Annotated in this window: 16 protein-coding genes and 2 pseudogenes; 6 read left to right on the top strand and 12 right to left on the bottom strand. The window is 71.3% G+C overall.

The annotated features are described in order from the left end of the window. Nucleotides 1–8: 8 nt before the first annotated feature. The 3 genes and pseudogenes from NYZ95_RS13440 to NYZ95_RS13430 all read right to left on the bottom strand — a co-directional run. A complete protein-coding gene (locus NYZ95_RS13440) occupies nucleotides 9–323 on the bottom strand; it encodes a GNAT family N-acetyltransferase (RefSeq protein ID WP_262851820.1) in 315 nt (104 codons plus the stop codon). 30 nt (nucleotides 324–353) lie between these two features. Further along, complete coding sequence (locus NYZ95_RS13435; RefSeq protein ID WP_262851819.1) at nucleotides 354–1658, bottom strand: glutaminase; 1305 nt, start codon at nucleotides 1656–1658, stop codon at nucleotides 354–356. Between the two features lie 179 nt (nucleotides 1659–1837). Next, nucleotides 1838–2611, bottom strand: a pseudogene (locus tag NYZ95_RS13430) (ABC transporter ATP-binding protein); the annotation flags it as partial. A gap of 214 nt (nucleotides 2612–2825) precedes the next feature. Between NYZ95_RS13430 and NYZ95_RS13425 the strand changes: the two are divergent. Further along, nucleotides 2826–5564, top strand: a complete 2739-nt coding sequence (locus tag NYZ95_RS13425) for an ATP-binding protein (RefSeq protein WP_308212250.1) — start codon at nucleotides 2826–2828, stop codon at nucleotides 5562–5564. Nucleotides 5565–5586: 22 nt separating this feature from the next. On the opposite strand, the gene NYZ95_RS13420 is transcribed toward NYZ95_RS13425, so the two are convergent. Both NYZ95_RS13420 and NYZ95_RS13415 read right to left on the bottom strand, forming a co-directional pair. Further along, entirely contained in the window at nucleotides 5587–6243 is a 657-nt protein-coding gene (locus NYZ95_RS13420) for a response regulator transcription factor (RefSeq protein WP_262851818.1), read from the bottom strand. 14 nt (nucleotides 6244–6257) lie between these two features. Beyond that, on the bottom strand, nucleotides 6258–7466 hold the full coding sequence (locus NYZ95_RS13415) for a sensor histidine kinase (RefSeq protein ID WP_262851817.1): 1209 nt from the start codon (nucleotides 7464–7466) through the stop codon (nucleotides 6258–6260). A 191-nt stretch (nucleotides 7467–7657) separates the two neighbouring features. Here NYZ95_RS13415 and NYZ95_RS13410 point away from each other — a divergent pair, with 191 nt between their 5' ends. Continuing rightward, on the top strand, nucleotides 7658–9763 hold the full coding sequence (locus tag NYZ95_RS13410; RefSeq protein ID WP_262851816.1) for an MMPL family transporter: 2106 nt from the start codon (nucleotides 7658–7660) through the stop codon (nucleotides 9761–9763). Here the strand turns inward: NYZ95_RS13410 and NYZ95_RS13405 are convergent. Both NYZ95_RS13405 and NYZ95_RS13400 read right to left on the bottom strand, forming a co-directional pair. Beyond that, entirely contained in the window at nucleotides 9735–10229 is a 495-nt protein-coding gene (locus tag NYZ95_RS13405) for an SRPBCC family protein (RefSeq protein WP_262851815.1), read from the bottom strand. The two genes, NYZ95_RS13410 and NYZ95_RS13405, sit on opposite strands and share 29 nt — an antisense overlap. Next, a complete protein-coding gene (locus NYZ95_RS13400) occupies nucleotides 10226–10567 on the bottom strand; it encodes an ArsR/SmtB family transcription factor (RefSeq protein WP_262851814.1) in 342 nt (113 codons plus the stop codon). The genes NYZ95_RS13405 and NYZ95_RS13400 overlap by 4 nt, the downstream gene beginning before the upstream one ends. Before the next feature lie 87 nt (nucleotides 10568–10654). Here NYZ95_RS13400 and NYZ95_RS13395 point away from each other — a divergent pair, with 87 nt between their 5' ends. Genes NYZ95_RS13395 through NYZ95_RS13380 form a run of 4 tightly spaced genes read left to right on the top strand, consistent with a single transcriptional unit; the run spans nucleotide 10655 to nucleotide 14229 of the window. Continuing rightward, nucleotides 10655–10843 carry a hypothetical protein gene (locus NYZ95_RS13395; protein ID WP_262851813.1) on the top strand — a complete coding sequence of 63 codons (189 nt, stop codon included), beginning with the start codon at nucleotides 10655–10657 and terminating at the stop codon, nucleotides 10841–10843. Then, nucleotides 10840–11181, top strand: coding sequence for a YciI family protein (locus NYZ95_RS13390; RefSeq protein WP_262851812.1), 342 nt, complete (start codon nucleotides 10840–10842; stop codon nucleotides 11179–11181). The genes NYZ95_RS13395 and NYZ95_RS13390 overlap by 4 nt, the downstream gene beginning before the upstream one ends. After that, the gene (locus NYZ95_RS13385; RefSeq protein WP_262851811.1) at nucleotides 11178–12407 is read left to right on the top strand and encodes an RNA polymerase sigma factor; all 1230 of its coding nucleotides are present in this window, start codon (nucleotides 11178–11180) and stop codon (nucleotides 12405–12407) included. The genes NYZ95_RS13390 and NYZ95_RS13385 overlap by 4 nt, the downstream gene beginning before the upstream one ends. A 49-nt stretch (nucleotides 12408–12456) precedes the next feature. After that, nucleotides 12457–14229, top strand: a complete 1773-nt coding sequence (locus NYZ95_RS13380; RefSeq protein WP_262851810.1) for a DUF429 domain-containing protein — start codon at nucleotides 12457–12459, stop codon at nucleotides 14227–14229. Between the two features lie 4 nt (nucleotides 14230–14233). Here the strand turns inward: NYZ95_RS13380 and NYZ95_RS13375 are convergent, their stop codons facing one another. The 5 genes and pseudogenes from NYZ95_RS13375 to fdh form a co-directional block, all read right to left on the bottom strand. Next, nucleotides 14234–14821, bottom strand: a complete 588-nt coding sequence (locus tag NYZ95_RS13375) for a DUF6518 family protein (protein ID WP_262851809.1) — start codon at nucleotides 14819–14821, stop codon at nucleotides 14234–14236. A gap of 34 nt (nucleotides 14822–14855) precedes the next feature. Further along, complete coding sequence (locus NYZ95_RS13370; protein WP_262851808.1) at nucleotides 14856–16166, bottom strand: L-lactate MFS transporter; 1311 nt, start codon at nucleotides 16164–16166, stop codon at nucleotides 14856–14858. Between the two features lie 20 nt (nucleotides 16167–16186). Then, complete coding sequence (nrfD, locus tag NYZ95_RS13365; protein ID WP_262851807.1) at nucleotides 16187–17182, bottom strand: NrfD/PsrC family molybdoenzyme membrane anchor subunit; 996 nt, start codon at nucleotides 17180–17182, stop codon at nucleotides 16187–16189. Next, nucleotides 17179–18123: a 4Fe-4S dicluster domain-containing protein gene (locus NYZ95_RS13360; RefSeq protein ID WP_262851806.1), complete on the bottom strand. Its 945-nt coding sequence runs from the start codon at nucleotides 18121–18123 to the stop codon at nucleotides 17179–17181. The genes nrfD and NYZ95_RS13360 overlap by 4 nt, the downstream gene beginning before the upstream one ends. Next, a pseudogene (gene fdh / locus NYZ95_RS13355) lies at nucleotides 18120–20747 on the bottom strand (formate dehydrogenase); the annotation flags it as partial. The gene NYZ95_RS13360 and the pseudogene fdh, both read right to left, overlap by 4 nt. Nucleotides 20748–20754: the final 7 nt, after the last annotated feature.

Below are 20754 nucleotides of genomic sequence, written 5' to 3'. Positions count from 1 at the left end.
CGGCAGAGCTAGCTGCTGGGCGTCGACGGCGTCGCGTTGAAGAGCACGTCGCGGTACTCCGGATGCTTGCGCATCCAGCTGAGGATGAAGGGGCAGACCACCAGCGCCTTCAGCTCGCGCTCACGGATGTCGTCCAGCGCGGCGCGGGCGAGGGCGCTGCCCACTCCTCGGCCCTCGAACGCCGGATCGACCTCGGTGTGGGTGAGGACGACCATCTCGCTGGTCTCCTGGTAGTCGACGAACCCCGCGACCTTGCTCTGGTCGTCTGTGGCCTCGTAACGGTGCTGGTGCGGGTCTCGGGTCACGGTGAAGTCGGTGGACATGCTGGTGGAGCCTCTCTCTTGTCGGGTAGGTCAGTGCTGGGCAGGCGTGGTCCGAAGCCGGTCACGTCCAACGGCGTCGAGGTCACCGACGACGACCACACGGCCACCGTCGCCCGGGTCGGGATCGGGAAGGATCGTCTCTGGGTCGACGAGGTAGACCTCGTGACCGTCGAGGGTGAGCCGCCGCGCGACCTCGAGCAGCATGCGCCGTGCCACGTCGTCGATCGACGAGACCCTCGTGAGGTCCAGGGCGACCGTGGCCTCCGCGCCCACCGTCTCCACGGCCTCTCGTACGACCCGCTCTCCCCCGGCGAAACGGATCCCGCCCTGGAACTCGAGCACCCTGACCGCGTCCGGACCGGCGCCGACGACGTGGTTCGCGCGCACGACCGCGCGCGCAGCCGGTGGGACCGCCATCACGTGCAGACCCATGTCGGACGAGAACCGTTCGAACAGCGACACCCCCCGCACGCTGTTCCCGTGAGGGTCGAGGCGAGGCGAGAACGTGGCGATGCCGATCTGGCCAGGGAGGGCACCGATGAGCCCGCCGGAGACCCCGCTCTTCGCCGGGATGCCGACCTGGGTCGCCCAGTCGCCCGCGGCGTCGTACATCCCGCAGGTGGACATGACGCTGAGGACCTGACGGATCACCGGCTCGGCGACCACCCGCTCGCCGGACCGAGGGTTGACTCCCCCGTTGCCCAAGGTCGCGGCCATCACGGCGAGGTCGTGAGCGGAGACCAGCAGGGAGCACTGGCGTGTGTAGCCGTCCACGACGGTGTGCGGATCCTCGGCGAGGATGTCGTGGCTGCCGAGCATGTGCCCGATGGCGAGGTTGCGGTGCGCGTTCTCCATCTCCGAGGCCCACACCGACTCGTCGGTCTCCAGCCGACGACCGGCGAACGCCGAGAGTCCGCTGACCACGCGCTCCATACGCTCCGCCGGGTCCAGCCCCTCGGGGCCGGTGAGCGAGTGAGCAGTGATCGCACCGGCGTTGATCATCGGGTTGAACGGACGTCCGGAGCCGGGTTCGAGGGAGATCTCGTTGAACGCCTCCCCGGAGGGCTCGACTCCCACCTTGTCCAGGACGGCGTCGAAGCCTCGATCGGCGAGGGCCAGCGCGTACACGAACGGCTTGGAGATCGACTGGATCGTGAACTGGGCGTCGACGTCGCCGGCGCCGTAGACCTCGCCGTCGACCGTGGCGAAGACCGCGGCGAGACGCTCAGGATCCGCCGTGGCCAGCTCAGGGATGTATCCGGCCGGCGCGCCGGTCCTGTCCGAGACGACGCGGTCGAGCGCCTCGGCGATGTAGTCAGGGATCGGTGACCGCATGCGTGCTCAGCCGAGGAACGTACGGAGGGCGGCGTTGACCTCGTCGGCGGCCTTTCGAGAGTCGGTGTCGTGGTTTCGGTGCTGAGGGCACGGAAGACGTCGTCGAGGCGGGTGGCGCCGGCCTGCAGCTCCCGCAGCTCCACCCCGGCATCGTGCGCCCAGGCCAGCAGCCGGTAGAGGTCCTCCTGGAGCCCGAACGTCTCGACGCGCACGGTCCCGTCGACGTGCGCGACGGCGAGGGGCGGCTCGGGTGCGCCGGCAGGAAGGGTGAAGCTGATGACGGACGGGAGACTCTGGGTCAGCTCGACGAGCGTCCCCTCCCGGCGCAACGTCCCCTGGTGCATGACGCCGATGCGGTCTGCCCGCTGCTGCGCCTCCTCCAGATAGTGGGTGGTGAGCACGATCGTGGAGCCCTCCTCGCGCAGGCGGTCCACCGCGGTCCAGAGCGCGTCGCGGGACTGGATGTCCAGACCTGTCGTCGGCTCGTCGAGGATGACGAGCTCGGGCCCGCCGTACACGGCGGTGGCGAAGTCGAGGCGTCGCTTCTCCCCACCGGAGAGCTGCGCGACCTGGGTGTCGGCCTTGTGGGTGAGGCCGGAGATGTCGAGGACGCGATCGACGTCGTCGTGCCTCCCGCTCAGCGTGCCGAGAAGACCCACTGACTCCCGCGCCGTGAGATCCGGGGAGAACCCGCTCTCCTGGAGCATGATCCCCATCCGGGGCCGTACGGCACGACGGTTCGTGGGACGTTCGCCGAAGATCCGTACGCTGCCGGCGGTGGCTCGGCGGTGGCCTTCGACGACTTCGAGGGTGGACGTCTTGCCGGCACCGTTGGTGCCGAGGAGGGCGTAGAGCTCACCGTGCTGGACGTGGAACGAGAGATCTCGAACGGCGGTGAAGTCGCCGTACGTGATGCTCAGGCTGTCGACCTCGATGACAGGACTGGTAGCCATGGCGGTGCTTTCGTGTCGGGGTTCTTGCCGGGTCCTCAGACTCGCAGCGGTCAGCGGCACTTCGCGTCGGTGAAAACCCCTGATGTCCCCGCACCTGCGCCGAACCGCTCGCCCTTCTCTTCACCCACCGATGACGACCCGGTCTGGTGCGCCCCGTTCGCATCGGTAAGGATTACCTAGAACTTCACCGAAGTGACGACGCTGGGAGTGCACACTGACGACGCTTCTGGGCCGGCGCGAGGAGTGCGAAACGGTCGCGCAGCTGCTCGACCAGGCGCAGTCCGGTCGCAGCGGCGTGCTCGTGCTGCGCGGGGAAGCAGGCATCGGCAAGACGGCGATCGTCAAGCATGCCCGCGACCGTGCGCTCTCCCAGGGATTCCGCGTGGAGTGCTCTGTGGGGGCGGAGTCCGAGACCCAGTTCGCCTTCGCTGGTCTGCACCAGCTGTGCGGGCCGTTGCTGGACGGCGTGGACACGCTGCCCGAGCCGCAGCAGAGCGCCCTCAGCGTGGCGTTCGGAGAGCGCGCCGGTGCCGCACCAGACCTCTTCTTGGTCGGGCTCGCCGTCCTCAACCTTCTGGCCGAAGCCGCCGAGAAGGCCCCGCTGCTGTGCCTCATCGACGATGCGCAATGGCTCGACCAGGCATCCGCGCAGGTCCTGGCCTTCGCTGCGCGACGGGTCGACGCCGAGAGGGTGGCACTGCTCTTCGCGGTGCGCGATACCGACGCGGACGGTGGTCATCGGTTCGCCGGACTGCCCGAGATTCGGCTGGCAGGGCTGTCCGAGACGGAGGCTCGGTCGTTGTTGGCCACCGCGGTCCCCGTGCCGCTGGACGAGGACGTGGCCGAACGGATCTTCGCCGAAGCGCGGGGCAACCCGCTCGCCTTGCTGGAGCTCCCCCGCGGCGTCGACGCCGCACACCTGGCCGGCGGGTTCGCGTTGCCCGATGCGCGGGGCGTTCCACGCCGTGTCGAAGACAGCTTCCAGCGGCGCTCAGCGGGGTTGCCGGTCGCCACGCAGCTGCTGCTGCTGGCCGCTTCGGCCGATCCGACCGGTGACGTCGAGCTCCTCTGGCGCGCCGCGGCGCGGCTCGGGCTCGATCGCGAGGCGGCCGCACCGGCCGAGGCCGCAGGTTTGCTGGAGATCGACGGTCAGGTGCGATTTCGTCATCCTCTGGTGCGATCAGCGGTCTACCGGTCCGCCACGCCGCCTGACCACCGCCGCATCCACGGCGCGTTGGCGGCCGCCACCGACCCGTTGTCCGACCCCGACCGGCGCGCCTGGCACCAGGCTCAGTCGGTCCTGGGCACCGACGAGCAAGCCGCCGCGGAGCTGGAGCGTTCTGCAAGCCGGGCGCGCCGCCGCGGCGGGCTCGCCGCCGCCGCAGCATTCCTCCAGGAGGCGACCACCTTGTCTCCTGACCCCGCCCATCGGGCCAGAAGGGCGCTGGAAGCCGCGCAGGCCAAGCACGAGGCGGGCGCCTCCGGCGCCGCTCTGGAACTGCTGGAGATCGCGGAGGACGGGCCGCTGGACGACCTGCAGCGCGCTCGACTCGCACTGCTGGACGCCCAGATCGCGTTCCACCTGACCCGGAGCGGCGACGCCCCCGGGATGCTGCTGGACGCGGCCAAGACGATGGCTCCGCTGGACGCCGCACTGTCCCGCGAGACCTACCTGCATGCGCTCGACGCAGCCGTCATCAACGGGAGCGACGCGCTGCCTACGGCCGAGGCGGCTCTCACCGCGCCTCCGTCCGGGGGACCGGCGCGACCGGTAGACCTGCTCCTCGACGGCCTCGCGACGAGCTTGACGAGAGGGTACGCCGCAGGAGCGCCCGGGTTGCGGCGCGCCCTGGAAACCTTTCGAGACTGCCCGCGTGCAGGCGCCGCCCACGACCCTCAGACCGAGCGCTGGTTGTGGCTGGCTGCTCGCAACGCGGTGGGAATCCTCGACGACGAGCTGGCCTACACCCTGGCCAGCCGCAACGTGCAGCTGGCTCGTGAAGCCGGCGCACTCGCGACGCTTCCCGCCGCACTGAGCTTCCTTGCCATCACGTCCGTCCTGAGGGGCGAGCTCGCCCGAGCCAGCGAGCTCGCCGCAGAGGCGACAGCGATCACCCGGGCCACCGGCGGCGTGCAGATGCGTCACGCTGACGTCATCTTGAGCGCCTGGCGCGGTGACCAGACAGCGACCACAGCGCTCACCGCCAGCACCGCCCTCGATGCCGCGCACCCGGACGAGGGCGCCGACGCCACGCTTGGTCAGTACGCGACGGCGGTGCTGCACAACGGGCTGGGCAACTACGCGGTTGCGCAGGAGGCGGCGGCGCGGGCGTGCGAGTCCCAGGAGCTGTCGCTCAGCAGCGCCGGTCTGCCAGAGCTCGTCGAGGCCAGCGTTCGCGCCGGTGACCCCGACCGCGCTGCCGTCGCACTCGAACAACTCAGCTCGCGCGCCGAAGCCACCGGTACGGCGTGGGCGATCGGGCTGGCGGCCTGTTCGCGAGCCCTGGTCAGGACGGGACCCGCTGCCGAAAACGACTACCGCGAAGCGATCGAACGGCTAGCTGACTGCCGGATGACCGTCCATCTCGCCCGCGCCCACCTCCTCTACGGCGAGTGGCTGCGCCGCGAAGGCCGGCGCCAAGACGCTCGCGACGAGCTCCGCACCGCGCACGAGAGGTTGTTGAGCATGGGCGTGGAGGCGTTCGCCGAGCGCGCCGCCCGCGAGCTGCGCGCCACCGGCGAGCATCCCCGCAAGCGGACCGCCCAGCCGACCGACTGCCTCACCCCCCAGGAGCTGCACGTCGCACGGCTCGTGGCCACCGGGGCGACCTCCCGTGAAGTCGCCGCGCAGCTCTTCTTGAGCCCCCGCACGATCGAAGCCCATCTGCGGAGCATCTTCCGCAAGCTGGACATCACCTCGCGCCGGCAGCTCAGAGAGTTCCCGCTGCCCTGAGCCGGTGGCTCGTCGAGCTCGCTCACGCAGGCTCGACGAGCCCGGTCTGGTAGGCGATCACCACGAGCTGAGCCCGGTCGCGCGCGCCCAGCTTGCCCATCGCGTGGCTGACGTGGGTACGGGCGGTAGCGGGGCTGAGGAACAGCGCGGCACCGATCTCGTCGTTGCTCATTCCCTGGCCGACGAGCGCGAGCACCTCGCGCTCGCGCTCGGTGAGGACGGCGAGGCGCCCCTTCGCGCCCTCGACCGCCGTACGGCGTGCCGTGAACTGGGCGATGAGGCGGCGCGTGATGCGGGGCGCGAGCAGGGCGTCGCCCGCGGCGACGACACGGATGGCGTGCAGCAGCTCGGCGGGGCCGGCGTCCTTCAGCAGGAATCCGCTCGCACCGGCCTGCAGGCCCTCGAAGACGTACGCGTCGGTGTCGTAGGTCGTCAGGATCAGCACCTTCACGTCCTCGAGCCCGGGGGTCGTGGCGATCGCGCGGGTGGCATTGATGCCGTCCATGACCGGCATCCGGATGTCCATGAGGACGACGTCGGGCTTGGTCGCCCGCGCCTGCTCGACGGCCTCCGCGCCGTCCGCCGCCTCCGCCACGACCTCGATGTCGTCCTCGACCTCGATCAGGAGGCGGAAACCCGAGCGGACAAGACCCTCGTCGTCGACGAGGAGCACGCGCACCGGCCCTCCCCCGCTCACGACACGACCGACTCGCCGGGGACGAGCGGCAGCCGCGCGGTGACCTCGAACCCGCCCTCCGAGGTACGCCCGGCTGCGAGGTCGCCCCCGAGGAGGTGGCACCGCTCCCTCATGCCGAGCAGCCCGCGCCCCGGAGGTCCCGACGCCGGCCGCCGCACTGCCGCGGAGTCCACCCCGGGCCCTGCGTCGGTGATCCGTACGGCGACGGACTCCGCGTCGTACGACAGCAGGACCCGCACCTGGGTCGGGCCGGCGTGGCGGAGCACGTTCGTGATGGACTCCTGCACGATCCGGTAGACCGCACCCCCGACCGCGCTGGGCACCTCCGGAGACGCCGGTGGCGCGTCGAGCGCGATCTCGAGCCCGGCCTGGCGCGCCCGGTCCGCCAGGTCGTCGATCTGCGCGAGCCCGGGCTGGGGACCCCGCCCGTCGTGGTCGTCACGCAGCACGCCGAGGATCGTCCGCATCTCGTCGAGCGCACGCGAGCTGGTCCGCTCGATCTCCTCCAACGTCTTGCGCGCCTGGTCCGGGCGCTGGTCCAGCACGTGGGCGGTGACGCCTGCCTGCACGTTGATGACGGCGATCGCGTGCGCGACGGTGTCGTGCACGTCGCGGGCGATCCGGAGCCGCTCCTCGTCGACCCGCGCCCGCGCTTCCTCCTCCCGGGTGCGCTCGGCCTGCTCGGCCCGCGCGACCGCCTCAGCCGCGATGACACGTCGCGACCGCACGGACTCCCCCAGGGCTGCGCTCATCACGGTCGCACCGATGCGGAAGAAGACCCAGCCGATCGCCGCGCGGGGTTCGACGTCGGCGGCGGCGACCAGCCAGACGGGCGCGAGGACGGCGAGGGCGGCCCCGGCGAGGAACAGGGAGCGGCGTCCGTCACCGCGTTCGGTCAGGGTGTACGTGGCGATGAAGAGTGCCAGCCAGCCGGGGCCGTCCGGGAAGTCGAGCACGTAGTAGACCAGGCTGCACGCCACGGCGACACCGAAGACCGCGACCGGCCACCGCCGGCGTACGGCGATGACGAGACCGCTGACGACCAGCAGCGCGTAACCCAGGTACCCCAGGTCGCTCAACGGGCGCAGGACAGGCTCGCCCTCGTTGCGGGCGATCGTCCCCTGCACCTGCATCACGGTCACGAAGACCGCCAGCAGGAGGTCGACGGCGAGAGCCGGGAGGCGGAGTCCGCGGGCGCGCGACATGGCCTCGATCTTAGGGCGGGAGGGCCGCGCCCGGCTCGGTCGAGAAGCGCGACCCCCTACGTCGAGGAGCGTAGACGTGCCGCCCGCAGGAGCGCCGTACGACGTGGATGCCCGCGACCCTGGCCCGACGACGCGGCCCGTCGTCGCGACCGACGATCGGGAGGTCATCGGAACCGACAGGAGCCTCGCCAATGTCTGCACCGCCTCTCGCCCCCACCCGTCGCCGCGCCAGCGCCATGGAGCGGCTGGCCACCGTCGCCCAACGGCACCACTGGGCCGCGCTCGTCCTCTGGCTGGCCGTGCTCGTGGCGGCCGTGTGGACGGGACAAGCGGTCGGCGCCAGCTACGACGACAACTTCTCCCTCCCCGGCACCGAGTCCCACGAGATGGCGACCCTGCTGGAGGAGCATGCTCCCGCCCAGTCCGGAGACACCGTCACCGTGGTCCTCCACGACGAGCGAGGGTGGGCGACGGACATCGACCTCGAGGCCCTGACGTCGGACCTCACCGCCCTGGACCACGTCGAGCAGGTGACGCCGCCGCGTGCCGAGAGCGGCACCGTCTCCAGCGACGGGACCACGGCGCTCGTCGACGTCGCCTTGGAGGGCGAGCAGGGCGACACGCCCGCCTCGACGTTCGAGGAGCTCATCGCACTCGCGGACTCGTACGAGGGAGCAGGGACCCAGGTCGAGCTCGCGGGCAACGGCATCCGCCAGGTGGAGGGCGAGACCGGCAGCACCGCGGAGGGTGTGGGCCTGCTGGCCGCACTCGTGATCCTCGTCGTCATGTTCGGCTCGTTCCTCGCGGCGAGCCTGCCGATCATCACCGCTGTCGTGGCCGTCGGCTCCATGTTCGGCGTCGCCGCGCTGCTGTCGAACGTCCTGACGCTGCCGACCTTCTCGACCGCGCTGCTCGCGCTCGTCGGGCTCGGGGTGGGCATCGACTACGCCCTGCTGATCTTCAGCCGTTACCGCGGCGAGCTGCTGGCGGGCGCCGATCGTGAGGAGGCGACGCGCCGGGCTCTCGACACGGCCGGGCGCTCGGTGCTCTTCGCGGCAGGTGGCGTCGTCCTCGCGCTGGGTGGTCTGTTCACCCTCGGCGTCGACGCGTACGAGGGGTCCGTCACGGCCGTCGCGCTCACGGTGCTGATGACGATGGCCGCGTCGCTCACGCTGCTGCCCGCGTTGCTGAGCCTGTTCGGGGCCCGGCTCGAGAAGCAGGTGCGTAAGCACGCCGCGCGGGCACGCCGCGAGTCCGGGACGCGGTGGCGGCGCTGGGCGGTCCTCGTCCAACGTCGCCCCTGGCTCGCCCTGACCTCCTCGGTCGTGGTGCTCGGGGCGCTCGCGGTGCCGGCCCTCGGCATGCACCTCGGGTTCAGCGACGCCGGGACCGATGGACGAGAGACCACCTCGCGCGCGGCGTACGACCTGGTCAGCGAGGAGTTCGGGCCGGGGGCGAACGGCCCGCTCCTCGTGCTCACGCGCGGGACGGAGGCGGAGGCCGCCGCGACCGTCGAGCAGCTGCGCGCCGACCCGGGCGTCGTGCCCGACAGGGTCAGCACCCCGGTTCCGCTCGGCGACGACCTCTTCCTCGTCCGCGCCGAGCCGACGACAGGACCGCAGGACGAGGCGACCTCCGCCCTGGTCACGCAGCTGCGTGAGGACCTCGGTGACGATCGGCTCGTCGGCGGTGCGACCGCGGCGTACGTCGACTTCTCGGCGACCATGGCCGAACGGTTCCCGGTCTTCCTCGTCGTCGTGCTCGGTCTGTCGGGGCTGCTGCTGATGGCCGTCTTCCGCTCGGTCTGGATCGCGCTGAAGGCGGTGGCGTTCAACGTCTTGTCGATCGGAGCCGCGCTCGGGGCGATGACGCTGGTGTTCCAAGAGGGCGTCTTCGGTGCGCAACCCGGCCCGGTCGAGGCCTTCCTCCCGGTCTTCGTGTTCGCCATCGTCTTCGGGCTGTCGATGGACTACGAGGTCTTCCTGATCTCCCGGATGCGCGAGGAGTGGCTGCGTACGGGCGACGCGCAGGCGGCCGTACGAGAAGGGCTGGCGCACACCGGCGGAGTCATCACGGCGGCGGCCTCGATCATGGTCGTCGTGTTCGGGTCGTTCATGCTGGTGCCCGACCGCATGCTCCAGGAGATGGGCTTCGTGATGGCGGTGGCCGTCCTGCTCGACGCCCTCGTCATCCGGTGCCTGGCCGTACCCGCCGCGATGCGGCTGCTCGGGGAACGGGCGTGGTGGCTGCCGCCGGCGCTCCAGCGCGTCATGCCGTCTCGGACGGCAACCGTGTGAGCTCGCGGTAGCGCTCGAGATACAGCGGCCACCCGGTCTCCTGGTCGAGCGTGGTGAAGCCCTCCCAGCCCTCTCCGTGGCGGTCGAGGTGGCGGTGCTCCAGCACGACCCGGGTGCGATCAACACCCTCGGCGTCGAAGCGCACCTCGACCTCGCTCGTACGCTCGGGGTCGGTCTCGACCTCCCACCGAGGACTGATGTCCCAGCTGAAGACGAGCCGTCGGGGAGGCTCGTACGCGAGGACCCGCGCCCACGCGCACGTGCTGCCGTCGACACCGACGTCGTGGATCGTCCCGCCGACGCGGGGCTCGAGGACCGTGCGCGCGATCGGGACGGCGAGCAGGTTGTGGTCGCGCGGTTTGATCTCGTCGAAGTGCTCGGTGAACACGCGGAAGGCGTGCTCGAGCGGCACGTCGACGACGATCGAGACCTCCAGTGTGGTGCGGTCGTGCGGTGCTGCGCTCATGTCGGATCTCCTTGCGAGCCGGGCGGGCCCAGGTAGGTCTGCTCGGCGACGGTCTTGAGGTGGGTGAGCGTCTGGGCCCAGAACGTCTCCAGCTCCTGCCGCAGCTGCTCGAGGCCTTCGGGACGCGGACGGTAGACGTGCTCGCGGCCCTCGCGTCGTACGTAGACGAGCCGTGCGTCGAGCAGGACGCGGAGGTGCTGCGAGACGGCAGGCCGGCTCACGGGCAGACCGCGTGCGATCTCGGTGACCGAGCTGGGCGCCTGGGCCACGCGGGCCAGGACCCGGCGGCGGGTCGGGTCGCTCAGGGCGTGCCAGGGGTCTGCGGTGCTCGTCGGCATAATGCGTAAGTTAACACTTACGCGTCAAGGATGTCCATGAGGCGGTTCTCTGTTCGTCAGGGGGACAAAGACGCGAAGGAGATCGCCATGTACCTCTACCTCCCTGCCGCACCAGACACCTACCCGGAGCTGGTCCTGTCCGAGGCCCAGCGCCGGATCGCCCGCCTGGAGCGCGACCACGCCCGCCGGGCCGAGCGGCGCGCCCGCCGCCGCGGCCTCGTGTCGTTGCGTCGTCGGCGGGCTGCGGACTACGCTCCGCCGCAGGAGGGCCGATGAAGTACCTCATGTTCATCTGCGGCGACGAGAACCTCGCGCTCTCGCCCGAGGAGACCGCGGCGATCAACACCGCGACCGACGCGTGGGTCCGCGAGGCGACCGCGCGCGGCGTCCGCCTCGACGGCAACCGGCTGGCGCGTACCGACGCCGCCACCACGGTCCGCGCCCGCAACGGCGAGGTGCTCGTGACCGACGGGCCGTTCGCGGAGACGAGGGAGCAGGTCGGCGGGTACGACGTGCTCGAGTGCGCCGACCTCGACGAGGCGCTCGAGATCGCCGCGGCGCACCCGGTCGCGAAGATCGGGACGATCGAGCTTCGACCGTTCTGGGGACAGTGACCGTCGACGACGCCGTCACGCAGGCGTTCCGGTCCGGGTGGGGGCGGATCGTCGCCACCCTCATCCGGACCACGGGCGACTGGGACCTGGCGGAGGAGTGCACGCAGGACGCCTTCGCCCGCGCCCTCGAGGTCTGGGCGCGCGACGGGGTCCCGGACAGCCCGGTCGCCTGGCTGACCACGGTCGCCCGCAACCGTGCCCTCGACCGCCTGCGCCGGGCGACGACCGAAGCGAAGAAGCTGAAGGAGGTCGCGCAGGCCCCGACGCCCGAGGAGGTCGAGGTCGACGTCGACGGCGACCTGCCGGACGACCGGCTGCGCCTGATGTTCACCTGCTGCCATCCGGCGCTCCCGTTGGAGGGCCGCGTCGCTCTCACGTTGCGGACCGTCGCCGGCCTCACCACGGCCGAGATCGCGCGGATGTTCCTCGTCCCCGAGCCGACGATGGCCAAGCGGCTCGTCCGCGCCAAGCACAAGATCCGCGCGGCCGGCATCCCCTTCCGGGTGCCACCGGCCCACCTGCGGGCCGAACGGCTCGGCGGCGTGCTCGCCGTGGTCTATCTCCTCTTCACCGAGGGGTACGCCGCCACCAGCGGCGACCACCTCCTCCGCCGAGGGCTCTGCGACGAGGCGATCCGCCTGGCACGCGTGCTGACCACCCTCGAACCGGACGAGCCGGAAGTCCGCGGGCTCCTCGCTCTCCTGCTGCTCCAGGACTCCCGCCGTGACACGCGCACCGACGGCGGCGGACGGATCGTCACCCTCGACGAGCAGGACCGCACGCGCTGGGACTCGCGCGAGATCGAGGAAGGGCTCGCACTCCTGGCCCGCACGCCGACCACGGGGCCCTACGCCCTGCAGGCGCAGATCGCGGCCTGCCACGCCGCGGCGCCGACGGCGGCGAGCACCGACTGGGGGCGCGTGGCCGGCCTGTACGCCCAGCTCGGCGCACTGACGGACTCCCCCGTCGTCGCCCTCAACCGCGCTGTCGCCGTCGGCATGGCCGAAGGCCCGCAGGCCGGCCTGACCCTGGTCTCCGACCTGGAGCAGAGCGGCGCCCTGCGGGGCAACCACCTCCTGCCTACCGTCAAGGCCGACCTGCTGGACCGGCTCGGACACGCCGACGAGGCCCGCGCGGCGTACGCGGAGGCACACGCCCTGGCCCGCAACGAGCCCGAGCGCGACCACCTCGCCAGGAGACTGGCAGCGCTCCGCACCCCGCCCTGAGACCGACCGGCCGACGCTCGAGCCTGCGTGATGCGGCAGGCTTTGCCCCATGTACTTCGTCGGAGTCGACCTCGCGTGGGGTGAGCGCAAGCCGACGGGCCTCGCGGTCGTCGACGCCGCCGGACAGCTGGTGCACGTGTCGGCGGCGCAGACGGACGACGACATCGTCGCCGCGCTCGAGCCGTACACCGCGGGCAGATGTCTCGTCGCGATCGACGCCCCGCTGATCGTCACCAACGCCACCGGGAACCGTCCGGCCGAGGCGGCGCTCAACCGCGACTTCGCCCGCTTCGACGCCGGTGCCCACCCGTCCAACACCGGCAAGGCCGAGCTCGCCGACAAGCCACGCGGCGCCCGGCTCGCGGCGCGGCTGGGGCTGGACATGAACCCTCGTTCGAGGCGCCCCCGCCGGGCGATCGAGGTCTACCCGCATCCCGCGACGATCGCGCTGTTCCGGCTGGGGCGGACGCTGAAGTACAAGAGCAAGTCCGGGCGCGACCTCGAGCAGCTCCGTGGCGAGCTGATGGTGCTGCTCGGACTGGTCGAAGGGCTGAGCGCGGCGGACCCGCGCCTCGTCGTCGACACGTCCGAAGCCGGTGACACCTGGCGCGCAATGCGCGCCGCGGTCGAGTCGGCCGGGCGCAAGAGCGAGCTGCGGGTCGTCGAGGACCAGGTCGACGCGGTCCTGTGCGCGTACGTCGGGCTCTTCGCGACCCGCCATCCCGAGCAGACGACGACGTACGGCGACGTCGAGACGGGCTACATCGTCACGCCCACGCTCCCCGACGGGCTGACCCCCGCTCCACGGGCCAAGCGCGTCGTCGCGTCGTCGCGCGACCCTCGGTCCGCAGTTCGGGAGTACGCCGAGCGGCAGCCTCGCCTGCAGGCGAGCGCGGTTGAGTTCGTCCGCCTGGTGACCGAGATCCTCGACGACGCCGGCATCAACTACCTGACGGTGGCGGGACGGGCGAAGTCGGTCGCCTCCTTCGCCGAGAAGGCGGCACGGACGGCCGACGGCGCGCCCTTGTACCCCGACCCGCTGCGCGACATCACCGACCAGATCGGGCTCCGGGTCATCACGTACGTGCAGAGCGACGTCCAAGCCGTCGTCGACCTCCTGGACGACCAGGTGGTCGTCCACGACGACCGGGACATGGGCATGGAGACGGCGAGCGAGGGCCGCTTCGGCTACGCGAGCCGACACCTGCTGATCGGGCTGGACCGTGCCGGCGAGGCCGAGCATCCTGGGCTCGCCGGCCTGCGTGCGCAGGTCCAGGTCCGGACGGTGCTGCAGCACGCGTGGGCGGAGTTCGAGCACGACATCCGTTACAAGGGCACCGTCCCCGACGAGCACGTCCCCGACCTCGACCGCCGGTTCACCCTCGCGGCGGGACTGCTGGAGCTCGCGGACCGGGAGTTCTCCTCGATCCGCGACCGCCTCAGCGGGTCCTTGACCGCGCCCGGCGGGGACGACGGCAGCGAGGATCCGCGCATCCCCCCGCGCGAGCTCGCGGCGTTCCTGGCCGGCCAGTACCCCGACGCGGGATGGTCGCGCACCGACCACTACGACTGGATCGCGAGCGTGGTCCTCGAGCTCGGGATCACCTCGCTCACCGAGCTGGCCGACGTCCTGCGCGCGGTCGACGCCGACGACCTCGCCGCACGGATGGGTTACCGCTATCCCCCGGGTGCGGTGCGCCGGCTCGACGACGCGCTGCTGTGGGCGCGCGGCGACACGTACGTGAACCTGCGCGCCAACGCGCACCGCGTGCCGCTGCTGCAGGCCCGGCTGGCCAAGATGCGCCCGGCAGAGGCGCCTTAGGCGCCTACACGACCAGCGCGAGCACCAGGTGGCCGGCAGCCCCCGCCAGCAGGGCAGGCACCAGCCACCGCAGCATCGCCCCGAGCTGGCCGCGATGCCTGCCGAGCCCGACGGCCAGCCCGACGGCGACGACCAGGAACAGCACCGCCGACGAGGTGTAGCCGAGGCGCAGCTCGTACGAGACGAGAGCCTCGCTCGCGTACGCCGCCACGAGCGCCGCAGCCCCCAGGCCCGCGGGCGCCGCGCGCCGCCACGAGAACCCGGCAGCGCCGAAGACCGGCCCACCGACGACCGCGCACACCGACCACAGCACGACGTAGGTCATCGAGGCGTCGTAGCCGCGCAGCTCGGCCGTCGCGTAGTAGCCGACCACCTGCATCGCCGTCGCCACCGCACCGACCCACAGGGCCGTCCGCAGCCGCTCCTGCAACGCGCCGGCGACGAACGCGGTCGTCAGCCACGGGCTCACGGCGTTCACCAGGGCCAGCCACGGGAAGTCCAGGTGGGCCTGGAGCACCGAGGTGAGCGCCCCGACGCACAGCCCGAGTCCGAGGGCGACGAGCGGCATGCGGAGCGAGGCGCGTCGGATCACCCGGCGAACCTACCGGGCGGCGGAGCGGCGCGGCTCAGCGGTCTGTGGTCACCGCGGCGCGGCGGTCTCCCGGCACCTTCGTGATCAACGTGAGGGCCACCGCGACGAGCGCGATGATGCCGATCGTCGTGTAACCGAGGGTGTAGTCCGGGTCGCCCGTGTCGCCGAGCAGTGCCGAGATCACCAGCGGTCCGATGACGCCGCCGATGCTCCAGCCGATGAGCATCAGCCCGTAGATCGCCCCCGCGTACCGGACGCCGAAGTAGTCCCCAGCTGTTGCGGGCATCGTGCCGAAGCCGCCGCCGTAGCAGAGGTACACGACGGCCGCGAGGACGAACCACAGCGCCGCGTTGCTCGCGTGCGGAAGGACGATGAGGCAGATCCCCTGGAGCGCCAGCATCCCCGCGAACGCCGGCATCCGCCCGATGTAGTCCGACGCGGCCGCCCAGACGATCCGCCCGCCGCCGTTGAAGATCGCGAGCACGCCGACGACCGTCGCCGCGCCCGCCGTGCTGTAGCCGGCGATGCCCTCCGCGCTGCCTGCCGCCTGAGAGATCAGCGCGATGCCGGCGGTGACGTTGAGCGTGAGGATGGCGGTCAGCAGATACCACTGGGGCGTCCGCAGCGCCTCCTTCTCGGTGTACTCCTTGGTCGTGGGGCCGTTCGCCGTCGGCGTCGCCGCCTCGTACCCGGGGACGACGTAGCCCGCCGGCGGGTTGCGGAAGACTGCGGCCCCCGCCAGCGACATCACCAGGTAGGCGAGGCCGAGCCAGAGGAACGCCTTCGACGGCTGGTCCTCGTCCTGGCGGATGAGCCACTGCGCGACCGGCGACGTGAGCACGGCTCCGAACCCGAAGCCGCCGACCGCCAGCCCGGTGATGAGGCCCTTCTTGTCGGGGAACCACTTCTGGAGCATCGCGATCGGCACGATGTAGGCCACACCGAGCCCGAAGCCGCTGATCACGCCGTACCCGAGGATCAGCAGCCAGAGGTCCTCCGAGCCTCGTGTGAACGACGCGATGACGATGCCGACCGCGTAGATGACGCCGCCGACGAGCGCGACCACCCGCGGGCCGCGCCGGTCCTGGACCCGCCCGCCGGTGTAGCTGCCGAGGAAGATCATCGCGATCGTGACCGTGAACGGGAGGGACGCCTGGACCTTCGTCAGCTCCCAGGGCTCGGCCTCCTGGTACGCCTTGGCGAAGACCGACCACGCGTACACGGCACCGATGGAGAACTGGAGGAGAAGCCCTCCCCCGACCAGCACCCACCTGTTGAAGGGGGCACCCGCGCTGCTGTTCACCGACGCGGCGCGACCGGTCGACTCGCTGGACGGATCAGACATCGCGGGGCCCTCCTGCTCGTTCACGGGTGGTAGCGCACGGGTCCTTCTCGCTCGAGACGCTCTCGCTGCGGGACGACGGTGTACTTCGGGTCCTTCGCGGACTCCTGACCGGCCTCGAACACGCCGAAGCGCGTGCAGGCCGAGCCCAGCAGGAGCGCCGCGCCGGAGGCCGCGGCGACGACGCGGCTCCGCCCGGCCAACAGTGCGCCGGCGGCACCGGCGGCCGTGAGCACCTTCGCGGCCCGCATGAGACGGCCCACCTTCCCCTGGTGCAAGGTCTCGGCGGTGACGCCCATCGAGCGTTCCATGCGGTGCTCCATGGCCAGCTCGGCGAGCGCACCGGCCACCGCCATCCGACGGACAGGGGCGGTCTCGGCCGTCGGGGCAGCGATCATGCCGAGTCCGGCCGCCGCCGCGCTGCCCGAGGCGACGAAGACGAACGGGAGCTCCTTGTACGCGCTGTGCCACGCCGGGGTCGCCGTGTCGGCGAGGAGCACCGCGGTGTACGCCGCGACCGGCGGCGCGGTCAGCGCGGCCACCAGTCCTGCGGGGCGGCCCAGCCAGCTGACCAGCGGCAGCGGGCTCGTACGTCCGTAGCGCTCGGGGAGCAGGCCGGTGACCTCCGCCGCTGCGGCGGCGCCGGCGAACGGCCCGTACGTCGAGAGGATCCAGGTGCCGACCGACATCGGCGAGGTGAGCTTGACGGTACGGAGCATGTTGAGGAAGCGCGACGGCTTGCCGAGGTCGTGCACGAGCGCCGCCATCGAGAAGCCGAGCGCGCCGACGGCCGCCAGGCGTCCGGCACGCCGCAGCGTCGGCCGGCCGGTGAGGTCGGCGCCGGCGGCGATCAGGGACGAGCCGGCGGCGAGCCCGCCGGCGAACAGGTACGCCGGGATGTCGGCCTCCCACGGCGAGGGCTTGACGATCGGCCGTCCGTAGTACGAGGTGAAGTCGGCCTCCGGCACCATGCTCCGCTCGGCACCGCGGCGACGTCGCCCCTGCTGCACGTGGGTCATCGACGCCTCCCGAGGAACGACACCACGGCTCCCGCGAGCATGAACGCCGCGGCCGTGGTGGCGCGGTGGAACATGCGAGAGAGGTCGTGGGTCGTCACGACCGGGTCGGGCGGGAGGCCGTAGACCTCGGGCTCGTCGAGCAGCAGGAAGAACGCGCCCGCCCCACCGATGCCGTCGTCGGGGTCGTTCCCGTACAGACGGGCGTCCATGATGCCCGCTTCGTGCAGCTCGGCGACGCGGGCGTCGGCGCGCTCGCGCAGCTCGTCCACGTCCCCGAACTGGATCGACTGGGTCGGGCACGCCTGTGCGCAGGCAGGGGTCATCCCCGCCCCGAGGCGGTCGTAGCAGAGCGTGCACTTCTGCGCGATGCCGACGTTCTTGTCCCCCTCGGGAGCGCGGCGCCGCTCGATCACGCCGTACGGGCAGGCGGCCACGCAGTAGCCGCAGCCGTTGCAGATGTCGTCCTGCACGACCACCGTGCCGAACTCCGACCGGAACAGCGACCCGGTCGGGCAGACGTCGAGGCAGGCGGCGTGCGTGCAGTGCTTGCAGACGTCGGACGACATCAGCCAGCGGAAGTCCGGCTTCTCGGCGTCCTCGCCAGGCTCCTCCTCAGGCGGTCGGCTCGGCGCCCTCACCGGCATCCCGAGGTCGACGGTCTGACGCGGCTCCGCGCGCGTGGGCTGCTCGATGAAGGCGACGTGGCGCCACTGGTTCGCGTTGAGCGAGTGGCTGTTGTCGTACGACGAGCCGAGCATGTCGAAGTGGTCGGCGGGCACGTCGTTCCACTCCTTGCACGCCACCTCGCACGCCTTGCACCCGATGCAGATGCTCGTGTCGGTGAAGAACCCCTTGCGTTTCGGGCGGTCCTCGCCGTAGCCCGCGTCCTTCGTGGGATCGAGCGGTCCCCACAGGTCGTTCTCGCCGAACAGGCTCGTCATCGCTGGGTCTCCTCGAGGTAGTCGCGCACCAGCTGTCGCAGCGCGGGCCCGGTCGGCCGGCGCCCCGGTCGTACGTCGCAGGTGCCCACCTTCGACTCCTGGATGAGGACGTTGGGATCGAGGTTGATCCCGATCAGGTCGTTCGCGGAGTCTCCGGTCACCAGCCCACCTTCGCCCCAGTGGTAGGGGAGCCACACCTGGTGCACGGTGCGGCCCTCGACCTTGAGCGGGGTGAGCCGGTCGGTCACCAGCACGCGGGCCTCGATCGCGGAACGAGAAGTGACGATCGTGGCCCAGCCTCCCGCCTCGAGCCCGCGCTCGCGCGCCAGCTCGGGAGAGACCTCGATGAACATCTCCGGCTGCAGCTCTGCCAACCGGGCGACGAAGCGGCTCATGCCACCGGCGGTGTGGTGCTCGGTCAGCCGGCTGGTCGTGAACACGTACGGATAGACGTCGCTGTGCTGCGGCGGCGACGGGTTCATCGGGTTGTCCGGACGCAGGTACACCTTGCTGGTCGGGTTGGCCTGCTGGGCGTACAGCGGGTTGCCGAACGGCGACTCACCCGGCTCGTAGTGCGTCGGCATCGGCCCGTCGATGAGTCCCCGCGGGACGTACAGCGCGCCCTTGCCGTCGCCCTGCATGATGAACGGGTCGTTGCCGGCCAGCGCCGCCACACCGTCGGCGTCCTCGGGCGGCTCGTACGACGGGGGCTTGGTCTTCTCGAAGTCCGGGACGTCGAGCCCGGTCCACTCGCCGGTCGCCTCGTCCCACCAGACGTAGGCCTTGCGCTCGCTCCACGGCTTGCCGTCGGGGTCGGCGGACGCCCGGTTGTAGAGCAGGCGACGGTTCGCCGGCCAGGCCCATCCCCACTCCGGGGCCACCAGCGACTGCTCGCGCGCAGGCTTGCGACGCGCTGCCTGGTTGACGCCGTCCTTGAAGACGCCGGTGTAGATCCAGCACCCGCCGAGCGTCGACCCGTCGGCCTTCATCTCGGTGAACGCCGACAGCGGACGCCCGGACTCGACCTCGTACCCGTTGATCTCCTTGAGGACCGCCTCGGCGCTCGGCTCGCGGTGCGGCCCGTGCGTCGGGTAGTCCCACGCGAGCTGCTGCACGGGGACGTCGCGCGCGTCGGTGGAGTCGGCGTAGCGCTCCTTCACCATGCGTCCGAGGTGGTAGAAGAACCACAGCTCCGAGCGGCAGTCGCCCGGCGGGTCGACGGCCTTCTGACGCCACTGCAGCATGCGCTGGGTCTGGGTGAAGGTGCCTTCCTTCTCGACGTGCGAGGCCGCTGGCAGCAGGAAGACCTCGGTCCGGCACTCCTCGGGCACGATCTCTCCGGTGGCTACCTCCGGCGAGCTCTTCCAGAAGGTGGCGCTCTCGATCTCGAAGAGGTCACGGACGACGAGCCAGTCGAGGTTCGCCATGCCGAGGCGCTGGGCCCGCCCGTGCGCCGACCCCACGGCGGGGTTCTGGCCGAGCAGGAAGTAGCCCTTCACCTTCCCGTCGATCATGTCCAGGACGGTGCTGTACGTGCCGTGGTCGCCGGTGATCTTCGGCAGGTAGTCGAAGCAGAAGTCGTTCTCCGACGTCGCCGCCTCACCGAAGTACGCCTTGAGGAGGTTGATGGCGTACGCGGAGGCGTTCGCCCAGAAGCCCTTGGAGCCCGGCTGGCTGATCGCCTCGATCCACTGCTCCAGGCTCTGATGGTCCTTGGCGTTCGGCATCGGCAGGTAGCCGGGGAGCAGGTTGAACAGGGTGGGGATGTCCGTCGAGCCCTGGATGCTCGCGTGGCCGCGCAACGCCATCACGCCACCCCCGGGGCGGCCCATGTTGCCCAGCAGCAACTGGAGGATCGCGCCGGTGCGGATGTACTGCACGCCCACGCTGTGCTGGGTCCAGCCGACGCTGTAGACGAGTGCAGTCGTCCGGTCGGGCGTGGAGTTCTCCGTCCACGCCTGGCAGACCTCGAGGAACTGCTCCTCGCTGACCCCGCACGTGCGGGCGACCATCTCCGGCGTGTAGCGCGCGTAGTGGCGCTTGAGGATCTGGTAGACGCACCTCGGGTCCTGGAGCGTCTCGTCGCGTGGCGGATGGGCCTCGACACCGCTTCCGTGCGACTCGTGCTGCAGGGCGCTGGCGGTCTCGCGCTGCATCTCGTGGTCCTGCTCCTCGTCACCTTCGGACTCGGCGCCGGCGTACTGCCACGACGTGGGGTCGTACGTGCGGGTCTCGGGGTCGTAGCCGGAGAACAGGCCGTCCAGGTCGTCGGTGTCCTGGAAGTCCTCGCTGACGAGCGTGGCCGCATTCGTGTAGTTGACGACGTACTCGCGGAAGTCGAGCTCGTTCGCGAGCACGTAGTTGACGATGCCGCCGAGGAAGGCGATGTCCGAGCCCGCACGGATCGGCACGTACGAGTCGGCCAGCGCGCTCGTGCGCGTGAACCGCGGGTCGACGTGGATGACCTTCGCTCCGCGCGCCTTGGCCTCCATCACCCACTGGAAGCCCACGGGATGGGCCTCGGCCATGTTGGAGCCCTGGATGATGATGCAGTCAGCGTTGGAGAGGTCCTGGAGGTAGGTGGTGGCGCCTCCACGCCCGAACGAGGTCCCCAGACCGGGGACCGTGGCG

This window comes from Mumia quercus, assembly GCF_025506335.1.
Lineage (GTDB): Bacteria > Actinomycetota > Actinomycetes > Propionibacteriales > Nocardioidaceae > Mumia > Mumia quercus.
The sequence above is the reverse complement of the archived record's forward strand: the minus strand, read 5'-3'. Positions and strand labels throughout refer to the sequence as shown.

What these genes read in the sequence shown, in the direction of transcription:
- NYZ95_RS13440 (WP_262851820.1), bottom strand. Translation starts at nt 323, where the DNA reads ATGTCCACCGACTTCACCGTGACCCGAGACCCGCACCAGCACCGTTAC.
- NYZ95_RS13435 (WP_262851819.1), bottom strand. Translation starts at nt 1,658, where the DNA reads ATGCGGTCACCGATCCCTGACTACATCGCCGAGGCGCTCGACCGCGTC.
- NYZ95_RS13415 (WP_262851817.1), bottom strand. Translation starts at nt 7,466, where the DNA reads ATGTCGCGCGCCCGCGGACTCCGCCTCCCGGCTCTCGCCGTCGACCTC.
- NYZ95_RS13410 (WP_262851816.1), top strand. Translation starts at nt 7,658, where the DNA reads ATGTCTGCACCGCCTCTCGCCCCCACCCGTCGCCGCGCCAGCGCCATG.
- NYZ95_RS13405 (WP_262851815.1), bottom strand. Translation starts at nt 10,229, where the DNA reads ATGAGCGCAGCACCGCACGACCGCACCACACTGGAGGTCTCGATCGTC.
- NYZ95_RS13400 (WP_262851814.1), bottom strand. Translation starts at nt 10,567, where the DNA reads ATGCCGACGAGCACCGCAGACCCCTGGCACGCCCTGAGCGACCCGACC.
- NYZ95_RS13395 (WP_262851813.1), top strand. Translation starts at nt 10,655, where the DNA reads ATGTACCTCTACCTCCCTGCCGCACCAGACACCTACCCGGAGCTGGTC.
- NYZ95_RS13390 (WP_262851812.1), top strand. Translation starts at nt 10,840, where the DNA reads ATGAAGTACCTCATGTTCATCTGCGGCGACGAGAACCTCGCGCTCTCG.
- NYZ95_RS13380 (WP_262851810.1), top strand. Translation starts at nt 12,457, where the DNA reads ATGTACTTCGTCGGAGTCGACCTCGCGTGGGGTGAGCGCAAGCCGACG.
- NYZ95_RS13370 (WP_262851808.1), bottom strand. Translation starts at nt 16,166, where the DNA reads ATGTCTGATCCGTCCAGCGAGTCGACCGGTCGCGCCGCGTCGGTGAAC.
- nrfD (WP_262851807.1), bottom strand. Translation starts at nt 17,182, where the DNA reads ATGACCCACGTGCAGCAGGGGCGACGTCGCCGCGGTGCCGAGCGGAGC.
- NYZ95_RS13360 (WP_262851806.1), bottom strand. Translation starts at nt 18,123, where the DNA reads ATGACGAGCCTGTTCGGCGAGAACGACCTGTGGGGACCGCTCGATCCC.